The sequence below is a fragment of the Nonomuraea sp. NPDC049646 genome (assembly GCF_044465525.1).
Taxonomy (GTDB): Bacteria; Actinomycetota; Actinomycetes; order Streptosporangiales; family Streptosporangiaceae; genus Nonomuraea.
In genome coordinates this window covers 153,692-168,443 of record NZ_JBITLU010000009.1, presented here as the reverse complement: position 1 = coordinate 168,443, position 14,752 = coordinate 153,692, and the positions used below count along the sequence as shown (strand labels likewise).

Here is a 14,752-nt window from a genome sequence, read left to right as displayed (position 1 = left end):
GGGGCGCAGAGGCGGGCGGCGTACGACGGCGGGAGTAGTGTCCCATTCCGCCCAGGTGAGGACGATTATCGACACATCAGGCTCTACTGTGCTTGGCATGAGCTTGCGATGGCACCCCGCCGTCATGGACGCGGCGCTCGCGGCGGTGGTGGCCGCGCTGCTGACGGCGACCGTGGTGGCCACGCCGGAGGCGGGGCCCGCGGACTACGCCGCCGTGCTGGCCGGGTCGCTCGCGCTCGTCGCCTGGCGGCGGGCGCCGGTCCCCGCGCTGCTGGTCACCACGCTGTGCATGCTGGTCTACTCCGCGCACGCGCAGCCCGGCCCGCCGGCCGCCTTCCCCGTGATGGTGACCGTGTTCGCCACGGTCAGGGCGGGCCACCGGGCGCTCGCGGCGGCGGCCGGCGCGGTGTTCCTGGGCGGGACCCTGGCGGTCAACCTGGCCGCCCCCGGCGGGCAGACCGCGCAGGAGATCGTGCAGAAGACGACGCTGCTGCTCGGCTGGTTCCTGGCGGCCGGGGTGACCGCGACCGTGACCCGGCACCGGCAGGCCTACCTCGCGCAGGTCGAACAGCGGGCCGCCGAGGCCGAGCGGACCCGCGAGGAGGCGGCGCTGCGCCGGGCGGGCGAGGAGCGGCTGCGCATCGCCAGGGAGCTGCACGACTCGCTCACCCACACCATCTCGGTCATCAAGGTGCAGGCGGGCGTGGCCGTGCACCTCGCGCGCAAGCGCGGCGAGGAGGTGCCGGCGGCGCTGCTGGCCATCCAGGAGGCCAGCGGCGAGGCCATGCGCGAGCTGCGCGCCACGCTGGAGGTGCTGCGCGAGGACGACGACGCCCCCGCGGCCAGCGGCCTCGACCGGCTCACCCACCTGGTCGAACGGGCCCGCTCGACCGGCGTCCCGGCCACGGTGACGGTCACCGGCGACCGCCGCGACCTGCCGGCCGAGGTCGACCGGGCGGCCTACCGGATCGTCCAGGAGGCGCTGACCAACGTCTCCAAGCACGCCGGGCCCGCCACCGCCTCGGTACGCGTCGACTACGGCAAGGAGGAGCTGATCGTGCAGGTGGACGACGACGGCCGCGCGAACGGCGGCCCCTGCGACCCCGGCGTGGGCCTGCTGGGCATGCGCGAGCGCGTCACGGCGCTCGGCGGGCGGCTGGCGACCGGGCCGCGTCCCGAGGGCGGGTTCACCGTACGCGCCGAGCTGCCGCTGCAGGAGGCCCGGTGATCCGCGTGCTCCTGGTGGACGACCAGGCCCTCATCCGCGGCGGCTTCCGCGCCCTGCTGGAGGCCGAGGACGACATCGAGGTCGTCGCCGAGGCCGCCAACGGGGAGCAGGCGGTCGCCCTCGCCCTGGAACACCGCCCCGACGTGGCGCTCGTGGACGTGCAGATGCCCGTCATGGACGGCATCGAGGCCACCAGGCGGATCGCCGCCGACGACCGCCTGACCGGGGTCCACGTGGTGATCCTGACCAACTACGGCCTGGACGAGTACGTCTTCCAGGCCCTGCGCGCCGGCGCGAGCGGCTTCCTGGTCAAGGACACCGAGCCCGCTGACCTGCTCCAGGGCGTCAGGATGGCCGCCCGCGGCGACGCCCTGCTCTCCCCCGCCATCACCCGCCGCCTGATCGGCGAGTACGTCGCCCGCCGCCCCGAACCCGAGCCCCAGGGCCTGGACGTGCTCACCAACCGCGAACGCGAGGTGACCGCCCTGGTCGCCCGCGGCATGTCCAACGACGAGATCGCCGCCCAGATGGTGATCAGCCCGACCACCGCCAAGACGCACGTCAGCCGGGCGATGACCAAGCTGCACGCCCGCGACCGCGCCCAGCTCGTGGTCTTCGCCTACGAGTCCGGCCTGGTGACCCCGCGCGAGCGTTGAGGCTTGACGGTCAAGGATCGCGGTCGCTCCGCACACCCGTCCCCGCCCGGAGTACACTCGGGCACGTTCAACGGCCGAGACTTGTACGGCGAGGCTCTTGGCCCGGGGCGGTGGCCCCTCGGCCCCCGTCCCTCTGGAGTCACGTGAGCAGCGGGCTTGTCGATGCTCCGCCCTCCAGCGACCCCGGCGCCCCCAAGAGGCGCCGCCGGCGCTGGCTACGCTGGGTGATCGCGATCGCGGTCGCCGTCGTCCTCCTGGTCGCCGGCGTGGCCGTCGGCGTCACCGCCAAGCTCAGCGGCAACATCAAGCGCTCGGCGGTCACCAAGGAGGACCTCGGCGAGACGCGGCCCCCCAAGGTCGCCACCTCGGCGATGAACGTGCTGATCGTGGGCTCCGACCAGCGCGACGGCAAGAACGCCAGGTACGGCCGCCGCATCGCGGGCGAGCGCACCGACACGATCATGCTGGCGCACGTGTCGTCCAAGCGGGACAACGCCATGGTGATCAGCTTCCCGCGCGACTCGCTGGTCCAGCTCCCCGCCTGCCGGGCCACGGGCGGCCTGCCCGGCCAGCAGCCGCACCTCGGCATGATCAACGAGTCGTTCAACTCCGGGGGCATCGCCTGCACCTGGAAGACGATCGAGTCGCTCACCCGCATCCACATCGACCACTTCGTGAAGGTCGACTTCACCGGCTTCAAGAGCATGGTCAACGCCGTGGGCGGCGTCGAGGTCTGCCTGCCCTCGCCGGTGAACGACAAGAAGGCCCTGCTCCACCTGCCCGCCGGGCGGCAGACGCTCAACGGCGAGCAGGCGCTCGGCTACGTCCGCGCCCGCTACAGCCTCGGCGACGGCTCCGACATCGGGCGCATCCAGCGGCAGCAGATGTTCATCGCCTCGATGCTCAAGAAGGTGATGAGCGGCGACACGCTCACCGACCCGTCCAAGCTGTTCGGCTTCCTCAACGCCGGCACCCGGTCGGTGACCGTCGACGACGACCTGTCGCTGGGCGTCATGCGGGACCTGGCCACCAGCCTCCAGGGCCTCAACGCCGGGCAGATCCGGTTCATCACCACCCCCTGGCACTACTCGCTCACCCAGCCGGGCCGGGTCGAGTGGGTGCAGCCGCAGGCCGGCCGGCTGTTCCAGATCGTCGCCAGGGACCAGAGCGTCCAGGGCGTCAAGGGCGGCCAGGCCAAGGTGGGGCGGTCGAAGATCCAGATCGAGCTGCGCAACGGCACCTACCGCGGCGGCCTCGGCACGCAGGTGGCCGCCTTCCTGGAACAGCGCGGCTACCACATCAGCAAGATCGGCGACACGGCCAGGAAGCCGCAGCCGAAGACCACGCTGCTCTACGGCCCCAACGCCGAGACCCGGGTGCCCACGCTCACCAACGACCTGCTCGCCGCCACGCCCAAGCTGGTCGCCGGCGCCCGCACGAACCACCTGGTGCTGGTGATCGGCGACGACTGGAAGGGGCTCAAGCCGCTGCGCGCCGACGACACCGAGGCGATCAAGGGCTTCGACGCCACACACGACACCTGCGCGGCCTGACCCGGCCCGGCGCGGCTCGGCCCGGCGCGCGGCTCGGTCCGGCGCGCGGCTCGGTCCGGCTCACAGGGCGTCGGCCAGGCCGCCCCCGTCGATGGCGGTGAACCCGGCGTCCTCGATGAGCGGCACCACGGCCTTCTTGGCGGCCTCGTCGTCGCCCCAGTAGGGCATGTCGGCCCGCGGGCCGCCCCGCTGCCCGGCCGTGCCCAGGTCCAGCAGCTCGTTGGGGTACTTGGTGTTGAACGTGCGCACCAGCCGCACCTCGCGGCCGAGCACGTGCTGCTGGTACTGCGGGCTGGTGAGCCCGTCCGGCACGGCCACCACCGCCTCGGCGCCGTCGCGCCGGGTGATCGGGTTGCTGGGGTCGATGACGATCTTGCCGCCCAGCGCCGCGCCCAGCTCCTCGACCACGGTCGGGAACGCCTCCCACCACACCGCCATGACGACGACCTCGCCGAAGTGCGCCGCCTCGATCGGCGAGCCGACGCCCGGCTGCCCCTCGGCGGCGGCCGCGGCCTCCTCGGCGAGGGCCGGCCGGGCGTCGCTGAAGAGCACGTCGTGACCGGCCGCCGCGAACAGCCGGCCGAGCGGCGCGCCGAGCCGGCCCGAACCCACGATTCCTACGCGCATGTCTGGATCTCCTTGTCGGCCGATCGGCACCTGCCCATCGGCCTTCCCCGCATGCCCGGCTTTGCGCCTGCGCCGCGAGATCTTTGCCCGCCGGTGATCCCTACACTCGTCGTCCATGAACGATCCCGACGTCCACGAGCTGCGCAGGGGCAGCGCCGAGCGGGCCCACCTGCGTGCGCGGGGGCCCGAGCTGCCGCAGGTGAGCGATCTGACCGGGCCGCGCGGGCTGCCGCTGCGGCACTACCGGCCCGCGCTGGAGCGACGGCCTCTGGTGGTGTACGTGCACGGCGGCGCGTGGGTGTTCGGCGACCTGGACACCCACGACCGGATCTGCCGCCTGCTGGCCCGCGAGTGCGAGGTGGAGGTGCTGGCCGTGGACTATCGGCCGGCCCCCGAGCACCCGTACCCGGCGGCCGTGGAGGACGTCGTGGACGTGCTGCGCGAGGCCCGTCCGGTCGCGGTGGCCGGGGACAGCGCGGGCGGTTACCTGGCCACGATGGCCTGTCTGGAGCTGCGGGACGCGGGCGGCTCCTTGCCCGCCGCCCAGATCCTGGTCTGCCCCAACACCGACCTCACGCTCTCCTGCCCCAGCGTGCGGGAGAAGGGCACCGGTCACGGCCTCGACGAGAGCTTCCTCGCCTGGGCCGTGCGGCAGTGGGCGCCCGACGCGGCGCGGCGCGCCGACCCGAGGCTGAGCCCGCTGCTGGTGCCCGACCTGAGCGGGATGCCCGCCACGCTGGTGGTCACCGCCGAGCACGACGCCCTCAGGGACGAGGGCGAGGCGTACGCCCGCCGGCTGGCCGAGGCCGGCGTGCCGGTCACGTGCCGCAGGGAGCCCGGCCTCACGCACGGATTCCAGCAGAACACCGACCCGGTGTCGCAGGCCGCCACCGGCCGCCTGCTCGCCGACGCGCGCCGCCTGATCGAAGCGGCGACGAGCTAGCGGCCCGCTCGAAGCGGCGACGGGCCGGCGGCCCGCCGGACCGCCGCGGCCCGGCCCGCGCCCTGCGGCACGCCGCCGGGCGGGCACGGGAACACCGCCTGGTACTCGCGGCGACCGGTCAGGCGCCGGAGGCCAGGCGGCCCGAGAACGTCGCGGACGCCCCCGCGAAGCCGGCGCGCGTCATTGCGCGCGCTCGGACTCCTGCTCGGACGCCGTAGACGTGTACATCTCCTCGCGCGGCGTGTCCGCGCCCAGCTCCTCGCGCAGCCGGTCGTAGTCGATGTTGTGGTTGGCGTACTTCAGCTGGCGAGCGACCTTCGTCTGCTTCGCCTTGGCTCTTCCTCGGCCCATGGCTACTCCCTAGTCCCCGCTGTCATGCTATCCAACAACGTTACGACTTGAAGAATTATGCAACTGCGCTCGATTAGTCTTGCAATATGCACGTGGAGGTCCACCAGGCCAAGGCCGACTTCTTCAGGACGCTCGGCCACCCCGCTCGCATCAGAGTGTTGGAGCTACTCCAGGAAGGTCCACTGCCCGTCAGGGACCTGCTGGCCCAGATCGACATCGAGGCGTCGAGCCTCTCACAGCAGCTGGCGGTCCTGCGCAGGGCCGGGATCGTGAGCGCAATCCGCGAAGGCAGCACGGTGGTCTACACCCTGGCCACTCCCGAGCTGGCAGACCTGCTCGGGGCCGCCCGCCGCATCCTCACCGACATGCTGGCCGACCAGGGGGAGCTCCTGGCCGAGCTGCGGGCGGAGGTCACTTAGCGGCGGCCTCGGCGCGGCGCCTGACCACCTTCGGGTACCGGGCGGTGAAGACGGCGGGGACGACGAACGAGAGCACCTTGATCGCGATGACGACCGTGGTGGCGTGGGGGGCCGCGGCCAGCACGAACGTCAGCGAGACGGCGGCGAGCGTGAACGCCACCGCCCACACCGTCGTGATCACCACGTTGACGCGGCGGAACGCCGGGGTCTCCCAGATCTCCTTCGGCGCCATCGTGCGCGCGATGCCCAGCGTGAACGGCTTGCCGATGGCCATCGAGCCCCAGGCGGTGCCGGCCAGCCAGACGTTGACCAGCGCGGGCCCGTACGGCGTGAGCGGCGAGTGCGGGGCCGCCAGGGAGAGCACCGTGAGCAGGGCGAAGAAGGCGGCGGCGCTCGTCTCGATCACGATCTCGTCCCAGGCCCGGCCGGACCGGCGGTCGATGACCACGAGGGCGAGGGCGATCACGAGGCCGGTGATGGCGCCCCAGCGCCACTCGTCGCCGGTGGCGATGACCGCGTAGACGACCCAGGGGAGGAAACCGAGCAGACCGCGCATCGCGCAACTCCTTTGACATTCCTAAGTAGACATGTCGAATGTAGAACCTCCTGCCGAGATATGTCAATATAGGAATATGAGCTTGAGACACGCCGTGCTTGGTCTGCTCGCCGAGGGGCCGGCCAGCGGCTACGACCTGCTGAAGACCTTCGACGTCTCATTGTCCAACGTCTGGCCGGCGACGCAGAGCCAGCTCTACTCGGAGCTCGGCAAGCTGGCCGACGCCGGTCTCGTGAGCGTCGCAGCCGAGGGCCCCCGTGGGCGCAAGGAGTACGCGATCACCGAGGAGGGCCGGGCCGAGCTGCGCCGCTGGATCACCGAGGTCGAGCCGGTCCGGGTCGGGCGCAGCGACATGCTGCTGCGGGTGTTCTTCCTCGGCCAGGTCGACCCCGAGCAGGCCCGCGCCTACCTGCGCCGCCAGGCCGAGGTGGTGGGCAAGCACCTGGAGCACATGGAGGCCATCAAGGGGTTCGTCGAGAGCGGCCAGGACAACCTGTCGGTCTACGGCCGGCTCGCCCTGGAGTACGGCCTGCGGCTCGGCGCCGTCCAGAAGGCGTGGGCCGAGTGGGCCGAGGAGCAGATCCGTTAGGCTCGCACCCATGGTCTCCGAGCTGTTCGATCCGAAGATGTGGCAGGCAGTCGAGGGCTTCGACTTCACCGACATCACCTACCACCGGGCCCTCGACCAGGGCACGGTGCGGGTCGCGTTCAACCGGCCCGAGGTGCGCAACGCCTTCAGGCCCCAGACGGTCGACGAGCTCTACCGGGCGCTCGACCACGCCAGGCAGGCCACCGACGTCGGCTGCGTGCTGCTCACGGGCAACGGCCCCTCGCCCAAGGACGGCGGGTGGGCCTTCTGCTCCGGCGGCGACCAGCGCATCAGGGGCAAAGACGGCTACCAGTACGCCGACGGCACCCCCGCCACCGGGCGGCTGCACATCCTGGAGGTGCAGCGCCTGATCCGCTTCATGCCCAAGATCGTGATCTGCGTGGTGCCCGGCTGGGCCGCGGGCGGCGGGCACAGCCTGCACGTCGTGGCCGACCTCACCCTGGCCAGCGCCGAGCACGCCCGCTTCAAGCAGACCGACGCCGACGTGGCCAGCTTCGACGGCGGCTTCGGCTCGGCCTACCTGGCGCGGCAGGTCGGGCAGAAGTTCGCCCGCGAGATCTTCTTCCTGGGCGACACCTACAGCGCGGCCGACGCCCATCGCATGGGCATGGTCAACGCCGTCGTCCCGCACGCGGAGCTGGAGGCCACGGCGCTGGAGTGGGCGCGCAAGGTCAACGGCAAGTCGCCCACCGCCCAGCGCATGCTGAAGTTCGCCTTCAACATGATCGACGACGGGCTCGTCGGGCAGCAGGTGTTCGCGGGCGAGGCGACGCGGCTGGCGTACATGACGGACGAGGCGGCCGAGGGGCGCGACTCCTTCCTGGAGAAGCGGGCGCCCGACTGGTCGCCCTTCCCCTGGCACTTCTAGCCGCGGGCGTCCCGGCCGGAGGCAGACTGGGGCGATGAGAATCATGGTCCCCGAGGCGTTGACCGCGTCACATGTGAAGATCGACGGCGAGCGGGGGCGGGCCTGGTCGGCCGGCCTGCCCGCGCTCGCCGAGCGTTACCTGGAGGAGTGGGAGCTGCGGCTGGACGAGGGCCGCCCCATGCACGGCGTGGTCTCCCTCGTGCTGCCCGTCGTACGGCAGGACGGCTCCAAGGCGGCGCTCAAGCTCCAGCCCGTCACCGACGAGAACGCCACCGAGGCGCCCGGCCTGCGCACGTGGGCCGGGAACGGCTCGGTCCTGCTGCTCGACGACGACCCCGAGACCGGCACCCTGCTGCTGGAACGCCTCGACTCCGGCCGCCCGCTGTCGGCCGTCCCGGACGACACCGAGGCGCTGACGATCCTGACCGGGTTGCTGGGCCGGTTGACCGCCTTCCCCGCCCCGCCGGGGCTGCGCCGGCTGGGCGACATCGCCGCGCAGATGCTGGCCGACGTCGACCGCGCGACGGCCGCGCTGCCTCGCGAGCAGGACAGGTTCTGGCTGCGCCGGTGCGCCGACGCGGTCGCCGAGCTGGTCGCCGAGCCGGGCGACCGGCTGCTGCACTGGGACCTGCACTACGACAACGTGCTGGCCGCCGAGCGGGAGCCGTGGCTCGCCATCGACCCCAAGCCGCTGGCCGGCGACCCCGGCTTCGACCTGTGGCCGGCCCTGGACAACCGCTGGGACGCCGTCGTCGCCACCGGCGACCCGCTCAAGGCCGTGCTGCGGCGCTTCGACCTCATGGTGGACGGGCTGGGCCTCGACCCGGCCAGGGCGGCCGGCTGGACCCTCGGCCGGATCCTGCAGAACGCCCTCTGGGACGTCGAGGACGGCGAGCACGAGATCAACGAGACCGCCCTGGTGATCGCCGAGGCCATGCGCCACCGGCAGTGACGGTCACCGCCAGTAGGCGGGGTATTCGTGGCCCGGCAGCGCCTTTCCGAGCGCCACCCCGGCGGCGATCACCACGACGCCGGCGACCAGGACCGGATTGAGCAGGTACACCGGGTCGGGGGCGGTGAGCCCGATCAGCGCCGCCGTGGCCCCGGCCGGCGGGTGAGGGGCCCGCAGCAGCAGCATGGGGGCCGTGGACAGCGCCGCCGCGGCGACCGCCGTCCACACCGACGGGCCGGTGAGGGCGGTGAGCGCCAGGGCGAGCGCGGCGGCGCTCAGGTGGCCGAGCAGGATGCTGCGCGGCTGGGCGAACGGCGCGGCGGGCGCCAGGGCCACGATCCCGGCGGTCGCGGCGAACGGCAGCGCGAACAGCTCCATGCCGGTGAGGCCGGCCAGCAGGGCCAGTAAGGACAGCCCGGCCAGCGCCGCCGCGGTGGCCAGGGCCACCGCCCTGCCGGACGGGCGGGCGGGCGCCCCCGACGTCCCGGCCCACCCCCGCCTCCGGGAGGGCGGCGGCCCGGCCGCCGGGCCCGCCGCGGGCCCGTGGGGGGCGGGCGCGCGGCGGGGGCTCAGGGATCGGTGGGCGTGGACGGCCGCCGCGGCGGACAGGCCGGTGCGGGCCGTGGCGTTCCCGCGGCGCTGGGGCTGGACCATCGGAAGCTCCCGTCAGTCGGAGAGGCGGCCCCTCGGGGGCCGTAAGGCGGAGAAACTGGGCTCTTGGGTGGCCGTAAGGCGGAGAGCCGAGCTCTTGGGGCCTGTCAGTCGGAGAGGCGGCGGAGGAAGTCGCGGACCAGTGCGGCGATCTGCCGGCCGCGGGTCTCCAGGGCGAAGTGGCCCGCGTCGAGGAGCTGGATCTCGGCGCGCTCGGCGTCCCGGGCGAAGGCGAGCGCGCCGTCGGGGCCGAAGATCTCGTCGTGCCGCCCCCACACGGCCAGCACCGGCGGCTGGTGCGTGCGCAGGTACTCCTGCCACTGCGGGTAGAGGCCCGGGTTGCGGCCGTAGTCCACGAAGAGGGCGAGCTGGACGGCGTGGTTGCCGGGCCGGTCGAGGCGGGCCTGGTCGAGGGCCGCCTTGTCGGGGTTGACCAGGGCGGCGTCGGGGACGCCGTGCGTGTACTGCCAGTGGGTGGCCTCGGGGGTGAGCAGGCCGAGCAGCGCGGAGGTGTTCTCCTCGGAGGGGTCGGCCCACGCCTTGCGCAGCGGCTCCCAGAACGGCGTCAGGCCCTCCTCGTACGCGTTGCCGTTCTGGGAGACGATGCCGGTGATGCGCTCCGGGTGCCGGACGGCGAGGCGGAAGCCGACGGGGGCGCCGTAGTCGTGCACGTAGAGCGCGTACTTGGTGACGCCCAGGGTGTCGAGGAGGCTGTCCACCACGTCGGCCAGGTGGTCGAAGCTGTACTCCCATTCGTCGGCCGCGGGGGCCGAGCTGTGGCCGAAGCCCGGGTAGTCGGGCGCGATCAGGTGGAACTCGTCCGCCAGGTCGGCGATCAGCTCCTGGTAGGCCATCGACGAGGTCGGGAACCCGTGCAGCAGCACCAGCGTGGGCGCCGACGGGTCACCGGCCTCCCGGTAGAACACGTCGAGGCCGTCCACCACAGCGGTGCGGTACCGAACAGTCATGCCATCCTCCGATTAACCGCCTAAATCCGTTTTGCCGGTTAAGTGATAGCATGGCGGCAGATAACCAGTCAAATCGCTTTTAGGGGTTAGAGGCAGTGAGGATACGGCCGCTTCGCGACGAGCCCATGGCGCTCGACCTGGTCGACACCGTCTGGGTGGACCAGGGCGCCCTGCTCGACCAGTTCGACGACCTGGAAGGCGTGCGCTCCTGGCTCGGCGACCACGGCCTGCCGGGCGAGGACGGCCTCGAACGGGTGCGCGACCGGCTCGTCCGGACGCGGGACGCGCTGCGCGGCTCGCTCGAAGGCCGGGGGCACGACGCGCTCAACGCGGTGCTGGCCGAGGGCTCGACCAGGCCGCGGGTGGACGCCGACGGGCCGCGCGAGACCGTCGTGGTGAGCGACCCGGCCTGGGCGGCGGCCTGGACGGCGGCCGCCGACTTCGTCCGGCTCCTGCGCGAACGTCCCGAACGGCTGCGCAAGTGCGCGAACCCGGCCTGCGTCCTGTGGTTCCTCGACGTGAGCAAGAACGGCAGCCGCAGGTGGTGCTCGATGGAGGTGTGCGGCAACCGCGCCAAGGCGGGCCGGTTCAACCAGCGCCACAAGAACGCCGTCTGAACCGGCCCGCCCGGTAATCGAGGGGCTGGGGGCCTCAGTCGGTCACCAGGACGACCTTCCCCCGGCCGTGGCCGGTCTCGATCTCGCGGTGGGCGTCGGCGGCCTCCTCCAGCCGGTACGTCCGCCGCACCGGGAAGGCGAAGCGGCCCTCGGCGTACAGGGCGGCGTACCGGCCGAGCCGTTCGGCCGTGCGCTCGCCCTGGACGACCTTGACCCCCAGCTCGGCCGCCTTGCCGTGCTCGACCAGCGTGACGATGCGCCCATGGTCGGCGACCAGGTCGAGCGAGACCTCCAGGGCGTGGCCGCCGGCGCCGTCGAGGGCCGCGTGCACGCCGCCGGGGGCGAGCGCCCGGACCCGGTCCGCGAGCCCGTCACCGTAGGCGACCGGGATCGCGCCGAGGTCGCGCAGGTGGTCGTGGTTGGCCTCGCGGGCGGTGCCGATCACCGTGGCGCCGCGCATGCGGGCGATCTGCACGGCCGCCGTGCCCACGGACCCGGCCGCGCCGTGCACGAGCAGCGTCTCGCCGCCGCCGATCGCCAGGGCGTCGAGGGCCAGCTCGGCCGTCTGCACGCCGGAGGTCAGCCCGCCGGCCACCTCCCAGGGCGTCCCGGCGGGCTTGGGGGCCACGTCGGCCGCGGGGACCACGATGTACTCGGCGTAGGCGAACAGGCGCGAGAACCCCAGCACCTCGTCCCCGGCCGACACCCCGGCGACCCCGTCGCCCACCTGGTCGACCACGCCGGCGAACTCGTTGCCCGGGATGCGCGGCCAGGGCACGTCCCCCATGTACGGCGGCAGCCACCCCGCCCGTACGGCCGCGTCGAACGGCTGCACGCCGGCCGCCCGCACGCGGACGCGCACCTGTCCCGGGCCCGCCTGCGGCGCGGGCACCTCCATCACCTTCAGCACCTCGGGGCCGCCCGGCTCGGCGAACGCCGCCGCCCTCATCACGTCAGTCATGTCGTCGAGCGTGCTACCTCAACCGCTCTTGAGGTCAAGTCGGCTAACTTTCGATATGAAGTCGGGAACTTTGCGCTTTAGTCGCGCTTTATATGTATATAGTCCGTCAGGACACACCGGGGGATGGGGCAAACCGAGGGTTGATGACCGAGTTCTTCCACGCCGCTCTGGGCTTTCCGACCGTCATTTTCACTTTCCTTCTCGCGGCGGTCCTGGCTTATTGGCTGGCCGTCATCGCGGGCCTGCTGGACCTCGACCACGACGCGCCATGGCTGGGATTCGGGGGCGTCCCCGCCGGGATCGTCATCTCCCTGCTGGTCGCGGTCGCGTGGCTGCTGAGTCTGGTCGGCAGCCAGGTGCTGCCGGACGCCGCGCTGGCCGCCGTGCCCTTCGCCGCGGCGGCGGGCGGCTGGCTCGCCACGCGCGCCCTGATCCGGCCGCTGCGCAGGGCGTTCCAGGACGGCGGGCAGCACTCGCGCGGCGACCTCGTGGGCCGCCCGTGCGTCATCCGCACCGGCGCCGCCACCGCCGGCTTCGGCCAGGCCGAGGTCACCGCCGAGGACGGCTCGACGGCCGTCGTCCAGGTCCGGACGACCGGGCGGGACCGTCTGGGCCGCGGCGACAAAGCACTCATCTTCGAATACGACAAAGACGGCGAATTCTTCTGGGTCATGCCCTACGAAAGCGAGATCTGATGGACGTCATCTCCACGGGCTTCGGCGTATTTCTCGCCGTCGTCCTGGTCATCGTGATTGGCCTGCTGGTCATCATCGGCCGCCTTTTCCGCAAGGTGGAACAGGGCAAGGCGCTGATCGTGTCGAAGGTCAACAAGGTGGACGTGACGTTCACCGGCGCCATCGTGCTGCCGGTCGTCCACAAGGCCGAGACCATGGACATCTCGGTGAAGACCATCGAGATCACGCGTACCGGCCGTGAGGGCCTGATCTGCCGGGACAACATCAGGGCCGACATCAAGATCACGTTCTTCGTCCGGGTGAACAAGACCGCCGAGGACGTCATCAAGGTCGCCCAGGCCATCGGCACCGCGCGGGCCAGCGACGAGAACACCCTCCAGGAGCTGTTCAGCGCCAAGTTCTCCGAGGCGCTGAAGACGGCCGGCAAGCAGCTCGACTTCGTCGACCTCTACACCAAGCGGGACGAGTTCCGCGACGAGATCATCCGGCTCATCGGCACCGACCTGAACGGCTACAGCCTCGAAGACGCCGCCATCGACTACCTGGAGCAGACCGCGCTCACCCAGCTCGACTCCAGCAACATCCTGGACGCGCAGGGCATCAGGAAGATCACCGAACTGACCGCCCTGGAGCACGTACGGACCAACGAGTTCCAGCGGGCCGAGGAGAAGGAGATCACCCGCCAGAACGTGGACGCCCGCGAGGCCATCCTGGAGCTCCAGCGCCGCCAGGCCGACGCCGAGCTCAAGCAGCGCCGCGAGATCGAGACCGTCAAGGCCCGCGAGGAGGCGGAGATCGCCCGCGTGCAGGCCGAGGAGCGGCTGCGCGCGCAGACGGCGGGCATCAAGACCGACGAGCAGATCGGCGTGCAGCGCGAGAACCAGGCCCGCGAGGTGGCGGTCGCCGAGAAGAACCGCGAGCGCGTGATCGCGATCGAGAGCGAGCGCATCGAGAAGGACCGCCTGCTGGAGGTCATCGCCCGCGAGCGGGAGACCGAGCTGTCGCGCATCGCCAAGGACAAGGAGGTCGAGACCGAGAAGCGGTCGATCGCCGAGGTCATCCGGGAGCGCATCGCGGTCGACAAGACGGTGGCCGAGCAGGAGGAGAGCATCAAGCGGCTGCGCGTGGTCGAGGAGGCCGAGCGCACCCGCCAGCAGGTGATCATCGCGGCCGAGGCCGAGGCGCAGGAGAACCTGGTCAAGGACATCAAGGCGGCCGAGGCCGCGGAGGCGGCCTCGAAGTTCAAGGCCCGCGAGGAGCTGGTGCTGGCCGAGGCCCGGCAGCAGGCCGCCGAGCTGGAGGCGCGGGCCAAGATCCGGCTCGCGGAGGGCGTGCAGGCCGAGTCCGCCGCGGCCGGGCTGGCGCAGGTGCAGGTCAAGGAGCGCGACGCGGACGCCATCGAGAAGGTCGGCCGCGCGGAGGCCCTGTCCCTGGGCGAGAGGCTGCGGGCCGAGGCCGAGGGCGCGCGGGCCATGGCGCTGATCGAGGGCGACCGGCTCAAGGCGCAGGCCGAGGGCGAGCAGGCCATGGCGCTGGCCGGCGCCACCGCGATCGGCGAGAAGCTGAAGGCCGAGGCCGAGGGCCTGACCCAGAAGGCCGCCGCGATGGCCGCCCTGGACGAGGCCAGCCGGGGCCACGAGGAGTACCGCCTGCGCCTGGAGGCCGACAAGGAGATCAGGCTCAAGCACATCGACGTCACCCGCCAGGTGGCCGAGTCGCAGGCCAGCGTGCTGGCGGCGGGCCTGGCCAAGGCCAACATCGACATCGTCGGCGGCGACACGATGTTCTTCGACAAGGTGGTCGGCTCGATCACCACGGGCAAGGCGGTGGACGGCTTCGTCGGCCACTCGACCGTGGCCGGGGCCCTGGCGGCGCCGTACCTCAACGGGACGGCCAGCCTGGCGGCGGACATCGCGAGCGTGGTCGGCGGGGTGCGCACCGAGGACATCAAGAACCTGACCGTCTCGGCCCTGCTCATGCGGCTCATCCAGGACGGCGGCCCGCAGTCGTCGGCGCTCGGCGAGCTGCTGGAGACCGCGCGCCGGCTGGGCGTGGCCGACTCCCCCGTGGCCGCGCTGGCGGCGGCGAAGGGCTGAC

General features: G+C 72.3%; 17 protein-coding genes. 11 read left to right on the top strand and 6 right to left on the bottom strand.

Annotated features, from left to right (window positions below; all coding sequences use genetic code 11):
• Nucleotides 1–97: 97 nt before the first annotated feature.
• The 3 genes from ACIBQ8_RS27200 to ACIBQ8_RS27190 all read left to right on the top strand — a co-directional run bounded on the left by ACIBQ8_RS27200 (nt 98) and on the right by ACIBQ8_RS27190 (nt 3,437).
• Nucleotides 98–1,228, top strand: coding sequence for a sensor histidine kinase (locus ACIBQ8_RS27200; RefSeq protein ID WP_397178682.1), 1,131 nt, complete (start codon nt 98–100; stop codon nt 1,226–1,228).
• Nucleotides 1,225–1,884, top strand: a complete 660-nt coding sequence (locus ACIBQ8_RS27195) for a response regulator (protein ID WP_397193288.1) — start codon at nt 1,225–1,227, stop codon at nt 1,882–1,884. The genes ACIBQ8_RS27200 and ACIBQ8_RS27195 overlap by 4 nt, the downstream gene beginning before the upstream one ends.
• A gap of 143 nt (nt 1,885–2,027) precedes the next feature.
• Nucleotides 2,028–3,437, top strand: coding sequence for an LCP family protein (locus tag ACIBQ8_RS27190; protein WP_397193287.1), 1,410 nt, complete (start codon nt 2,028–2,030; stop codon nt 3,435–3,437).
• Between the two features lie 60 nt (nt 3,438–3,497).
• Here ACIBQ8_RS27190 and ACIBQ8_RS27185 read toward each other — a convergent pair whose 3' ends face one another.
• The gene (locus ACIBQ8_RS27185; protein ID WP_397193286.1) at nt 3,498–4,064 is read right to left on the bottom strand and encodes an NADPH-dependent F420 reductase; all 567 of its coding nucleotides are present in this window, start codon (nt 4,062–4,064) and stop codon (nt 3,498–3,500) included.
• A 115-nt stretch (nt 4,065–4,179) separates the two neighbouring features.
• Here ACIBQ8_RS27185 and ACIBQ8_RS27180 point away from each other — a divergent pair, with 115 nt between their 5' ends.
• Nucleotides 4,180–5,007: an alpha/beta hydrolase gene (locus tag ACIBQ8_RS27180; protein WP_397193285.1), complete on the top strand. Its 828-nt coding sequence runs from the start codon at nt 4,180–4,182 to the stop codon at nt 5,005–5,007.
• Nucleotides 5,008–5,187: 180 nt separating this feature from the next.
• On the opposite strand, the gene ACIBQ8_RS27175 is transcribed toward ACIBQ8_RS27180, so the two are convergent.
• Entirely contained in the window at nt 5,188–5,358 is a 171-nt protein-coding gene (locus ACIBQ8_RS27175; RefSeq protein WP_358291422.1) for a DUF3073 domain-containing protein, read from the bottom strand.
• A gap of 86 nt (nt 5,359–5,444) precedes the next feature.
• Here ACIBQ8_RS27175 and ACIBQ8_RS27170 point away from each other — a divergent pair, with 86 nt between their 5' ends.
• Nucleotides 5,445–5,777: a helix-turn-helix transcriptional regulator gene (locus tag ACIBQ8_RS27170; protein WP_090938046.1), complete on the top strand. Its 333-nt coding sequence runs from the start codon at nt 5,445–5,447 to the stop codon at nt 5,775–5,777.
• Here ACIBQ8_RS27170 and ACIBQ8_RS27165 read toward each other — a convergent pair.
• Nucleotides 5,770–6,333: a hypothetical protein gene (locus tag ACIBQ8_RS27165; RefSeq protein ID WP_397178687.1), complete on the bottom strand. Its 564-nt coding sequence runs from the start codon at nt 6,331–6,333 to the stop codon at nt 5,770–5,772. The genes ACIBQ8_RS27170 and ACIBQ8_RS27165 overlap by 8 nt on opposite strands.
• Nucleotides 6,334–6,409: 76 nt before the next feature.
• Between ACIBQ8_RS27165 and ACIBQ8_RS27160 the strand changes: the two genes are divergently transcribed.
• Genes ACIBQ8_RS27160 through ACIBQ8_RS27150 form a run of 3 tightly spaced genes read left to right on the top strand, consistent with a single transcriptional unit; the run spans nt 6,410 to nt 8,763 of the window.
• Complete coding sequence (locus ACIBQ8_RS27160) at nt 6,410–6,922, top strand: PadR family transcriptional regulator (RefSeq protein ID WP_397178688.1); 513 nt, start codon at nt 6,410–6,412, stop codon at nt 6,920–6,922.
• 10 nt (nt 6,923–6,932) lie between these two features.
• Nucleotides 6,933–7,811 carry a 1,4-dihydroxy-2-naphthoyl-CoA synthase gene (locus tag ACIBQ8_RS27155; RefSeq protein WP_352318330.1) on the top strand — a complete coding sequence of 293 codons (879 nt, stop codon included), beginning with the start codon at nt 6,933–6,935 and terminating at the stop codon, nt 7,809–7,811.
• 34 nt (nt 7,812–7,845) lie between these two features.
• Nucleotides 7,846–8,763 (top strand): aminoglycoside phosphotransferase family protein, encoded by a 918-nt coding sequence (locus ACIBQ8_RS27150; protein WP_397193284.1) that lies wholly within the window; start codon nt 7,846–7,848, stop codon nt 8,761–8,763.
• A 3-nt stretch (nt 8,764–8,766) separates the two neighbouring features.
• Here the strand turns inward: ACIBQ8_RS27150 and ACIBQ8_RS27145 are convergent, their stop codons facing one another.
• Both ACIBQ8_RS27145 and ACIBQ8_RS27140 read right to left on the bottom strand, forming a co-directional pair.
• Nucleotides 8,767–9,417 (bottom strand): HPP family protein, encoded by a 651-nt coding sequence (locus ACIBQ8_RS27145; RefSeq protein ID WP_397178690.1) that lies wholly within the window; start codon nt 9,415–9,417, stop codon nt 8,767–8,769.
• A gap of 104 nt (nt 9,418–9,521) precedes the next feature.
• Nucleotides 9,522–10,382 (bottom strand): alpha/beta fold hydrolase, encoded by an 861-nt coding sequence (locus tag ACIBQ8_RS27140; RefSeq protein ID WP_397193283.1) that lies wholly within the window; start codon nt 10,380–10,382, stop codon nt 9,522–9,524.
• A gap of 95 nt (nt 10,383–10,477) precedes the next feature.
• Here ACIBQ8_RS27140 and ACIBQ8_RS27135 point away from each other — a divergent pair, with 95 nt between their 5' ends.
• Nucleotides 10,478–10,999, top strand: coding sequence for a CGNR zinc finger domain-containing protein (locus ACIBQ8_RS27135; protein ID WP_397193282.1), 522 nt, complete (start codon nt 10,478–10,480; stop codon nt 10,997–10,999).
• A gap of 34 nt (nt 11,000–11,033) precedes the next feature.
• On the opposite strand, the gene ACIBQ8_RS27130 is transcribed toward ACIBQ8_RS27135, so the two are convergent.
• Nucleotides 11,034–11,948: an NADP-dependent oxidoreductase gene (locus ACIBQ8_RS27130; protein ID WP_397193394.1), complete on the bottom strand. Its 915-nt coding sequence runs from the start codon at nt 11,946–11,948 to the stop codon at nt 11,034–11,036.
• 155 nt (nt 11,949–12,103) lie between these two features.
• On the opposite strand from ACIBQ8_RS27130, the gene ACIBQ8_RS27125 reads away from it, so the two are divergent.
• Entirely contained in the window at nt 12,104–12,655 is a 552-nt protein-coding gene (locus ACIBQ8_RS27125) for a hypothetical protein (protein WP_397193281.1), read from the top strand.
• Nucleotides 12,655–14,751 (top strand): flotillin family protein, encoded by a 2,097-nt coding sequence (locus tag ACIBQ8_RS27120; RefSeq protein WP_397193280.1) that lies wholly within the window; start codon nt 12,655–12,657, stop codon nt 14,749–14,751. The genes ACIBQ8_RS27125 and ACIBQ8_RS27120 overlap by 1 nt, the downstream gene beginning before the upstream one ends.
• Nucleotide 14,752: the final 1 nt, after the last annotated feature.

Bases quoted from the DNA above. Each gene is read 5' to 3' on its own strand.
- ACIBQ8_RS27150 (WP_397193284.1), top strand. From the start codon at position 7,846: ATGAGAATCATGGTCCCCGAGGCGTTGACCGCGTCACATGTGAAGATC.
- ACIBQ8_RS27130 (WP_397193394.1), bottom strand. From the start codon at position 11,948: ATGAGGGCGGCGGCGTTCGCCGAGCCGGGCGGCCCCGAGGTGCTGAAG.
- ACIBQ8_RS27180 (WP_397193285.1), top strand. From the start codon at position 4,180: ATGAACGATCCCGACGTCCACGAGCTGCGCAGGGGCAGCGCCGAGCGG.
- ACIBQ8_RS27155 (WP_352318330.1), top strand. From the start codon at position 6,933: ATGGTCTCCGAGCTGTTCGATCCGAAGATGTGGCAGGCAGTCGAGGGC.
- ACIBQ8_RS27160 (WP_397178688.1), top strand. From the start codon at position 6,410: ATGAGCTTGAGACACGCCGTGCTTGGTCTGCTCGCCGAGGGGCCGGCC.
- ACIBQ8_RS27175 (WP_358291422.1), bottom strand. From the start codon at position 5,358: ATGGGCCGAGGAAGAGCCAAGGCGAAGCAGACGAAGGTCGCTCGCCAG.
- ACIBQ8_RS27140 (WP_397193283.1), bottom strand. From the start codon at position 10,382: ATGACTGTTCGGTACCGCACCGCTGTGGTGGACGGCCTCGACGTGTTC.
- ACIBQ8_RS27185 (WP_397193286.1), bottom strand. From the start codon at position 4,064: ATGCGCGTAGGAATCGTGGGTTCGGGCCGGCTCGGCGCGCCGCTCGGC.
- ACIBQ8_RS27125 (WP_397193281.1), top strand. From the start codon at position 12,104: ATGACCGAGTTCTTCCACGCCGCTCTGGGCTTTCCGACCGTCATTTTC.
- ACIBQ8_RS27120 (WP_397193280.1), top strand. From the start codon at position 12,655: ATGGACGTCATCTCCACGGGCTTCGGCGTATTTCTCGCCGTCGTCCTG.
- ACIBQ8_RS27145 (WP_397178690.1), bottom strand. From the start codon at position 9,417: ATGGTCCAGCCCCAGCGCCGCGGGAACGCCACGGCCCGCACCGGCCTG.
- ACIBQ8_RS27200 (WP_397178682.1), top strand. From the start codon at position 98: ATGAGCTTGCGATGGCACCCCGCCGTCATGGACGCGGCGCTCGCGGCG.
- ACIBQ8_RS27165 (WP_397178687.1), bottom strand. From the start codon at position 6,333: ATGCGCGGTCTGCTCGGTTTCCTCCCCTGGGTCGTCTACGCGGTCATC.
- ACIBQ8_RS27170 (WP_090938046.1), top strand. From the start codon at position 5,445: ATGCACGTGGAGGTCCACCAGGCCAAGGCCGACTTCTTCAGGACGCTC.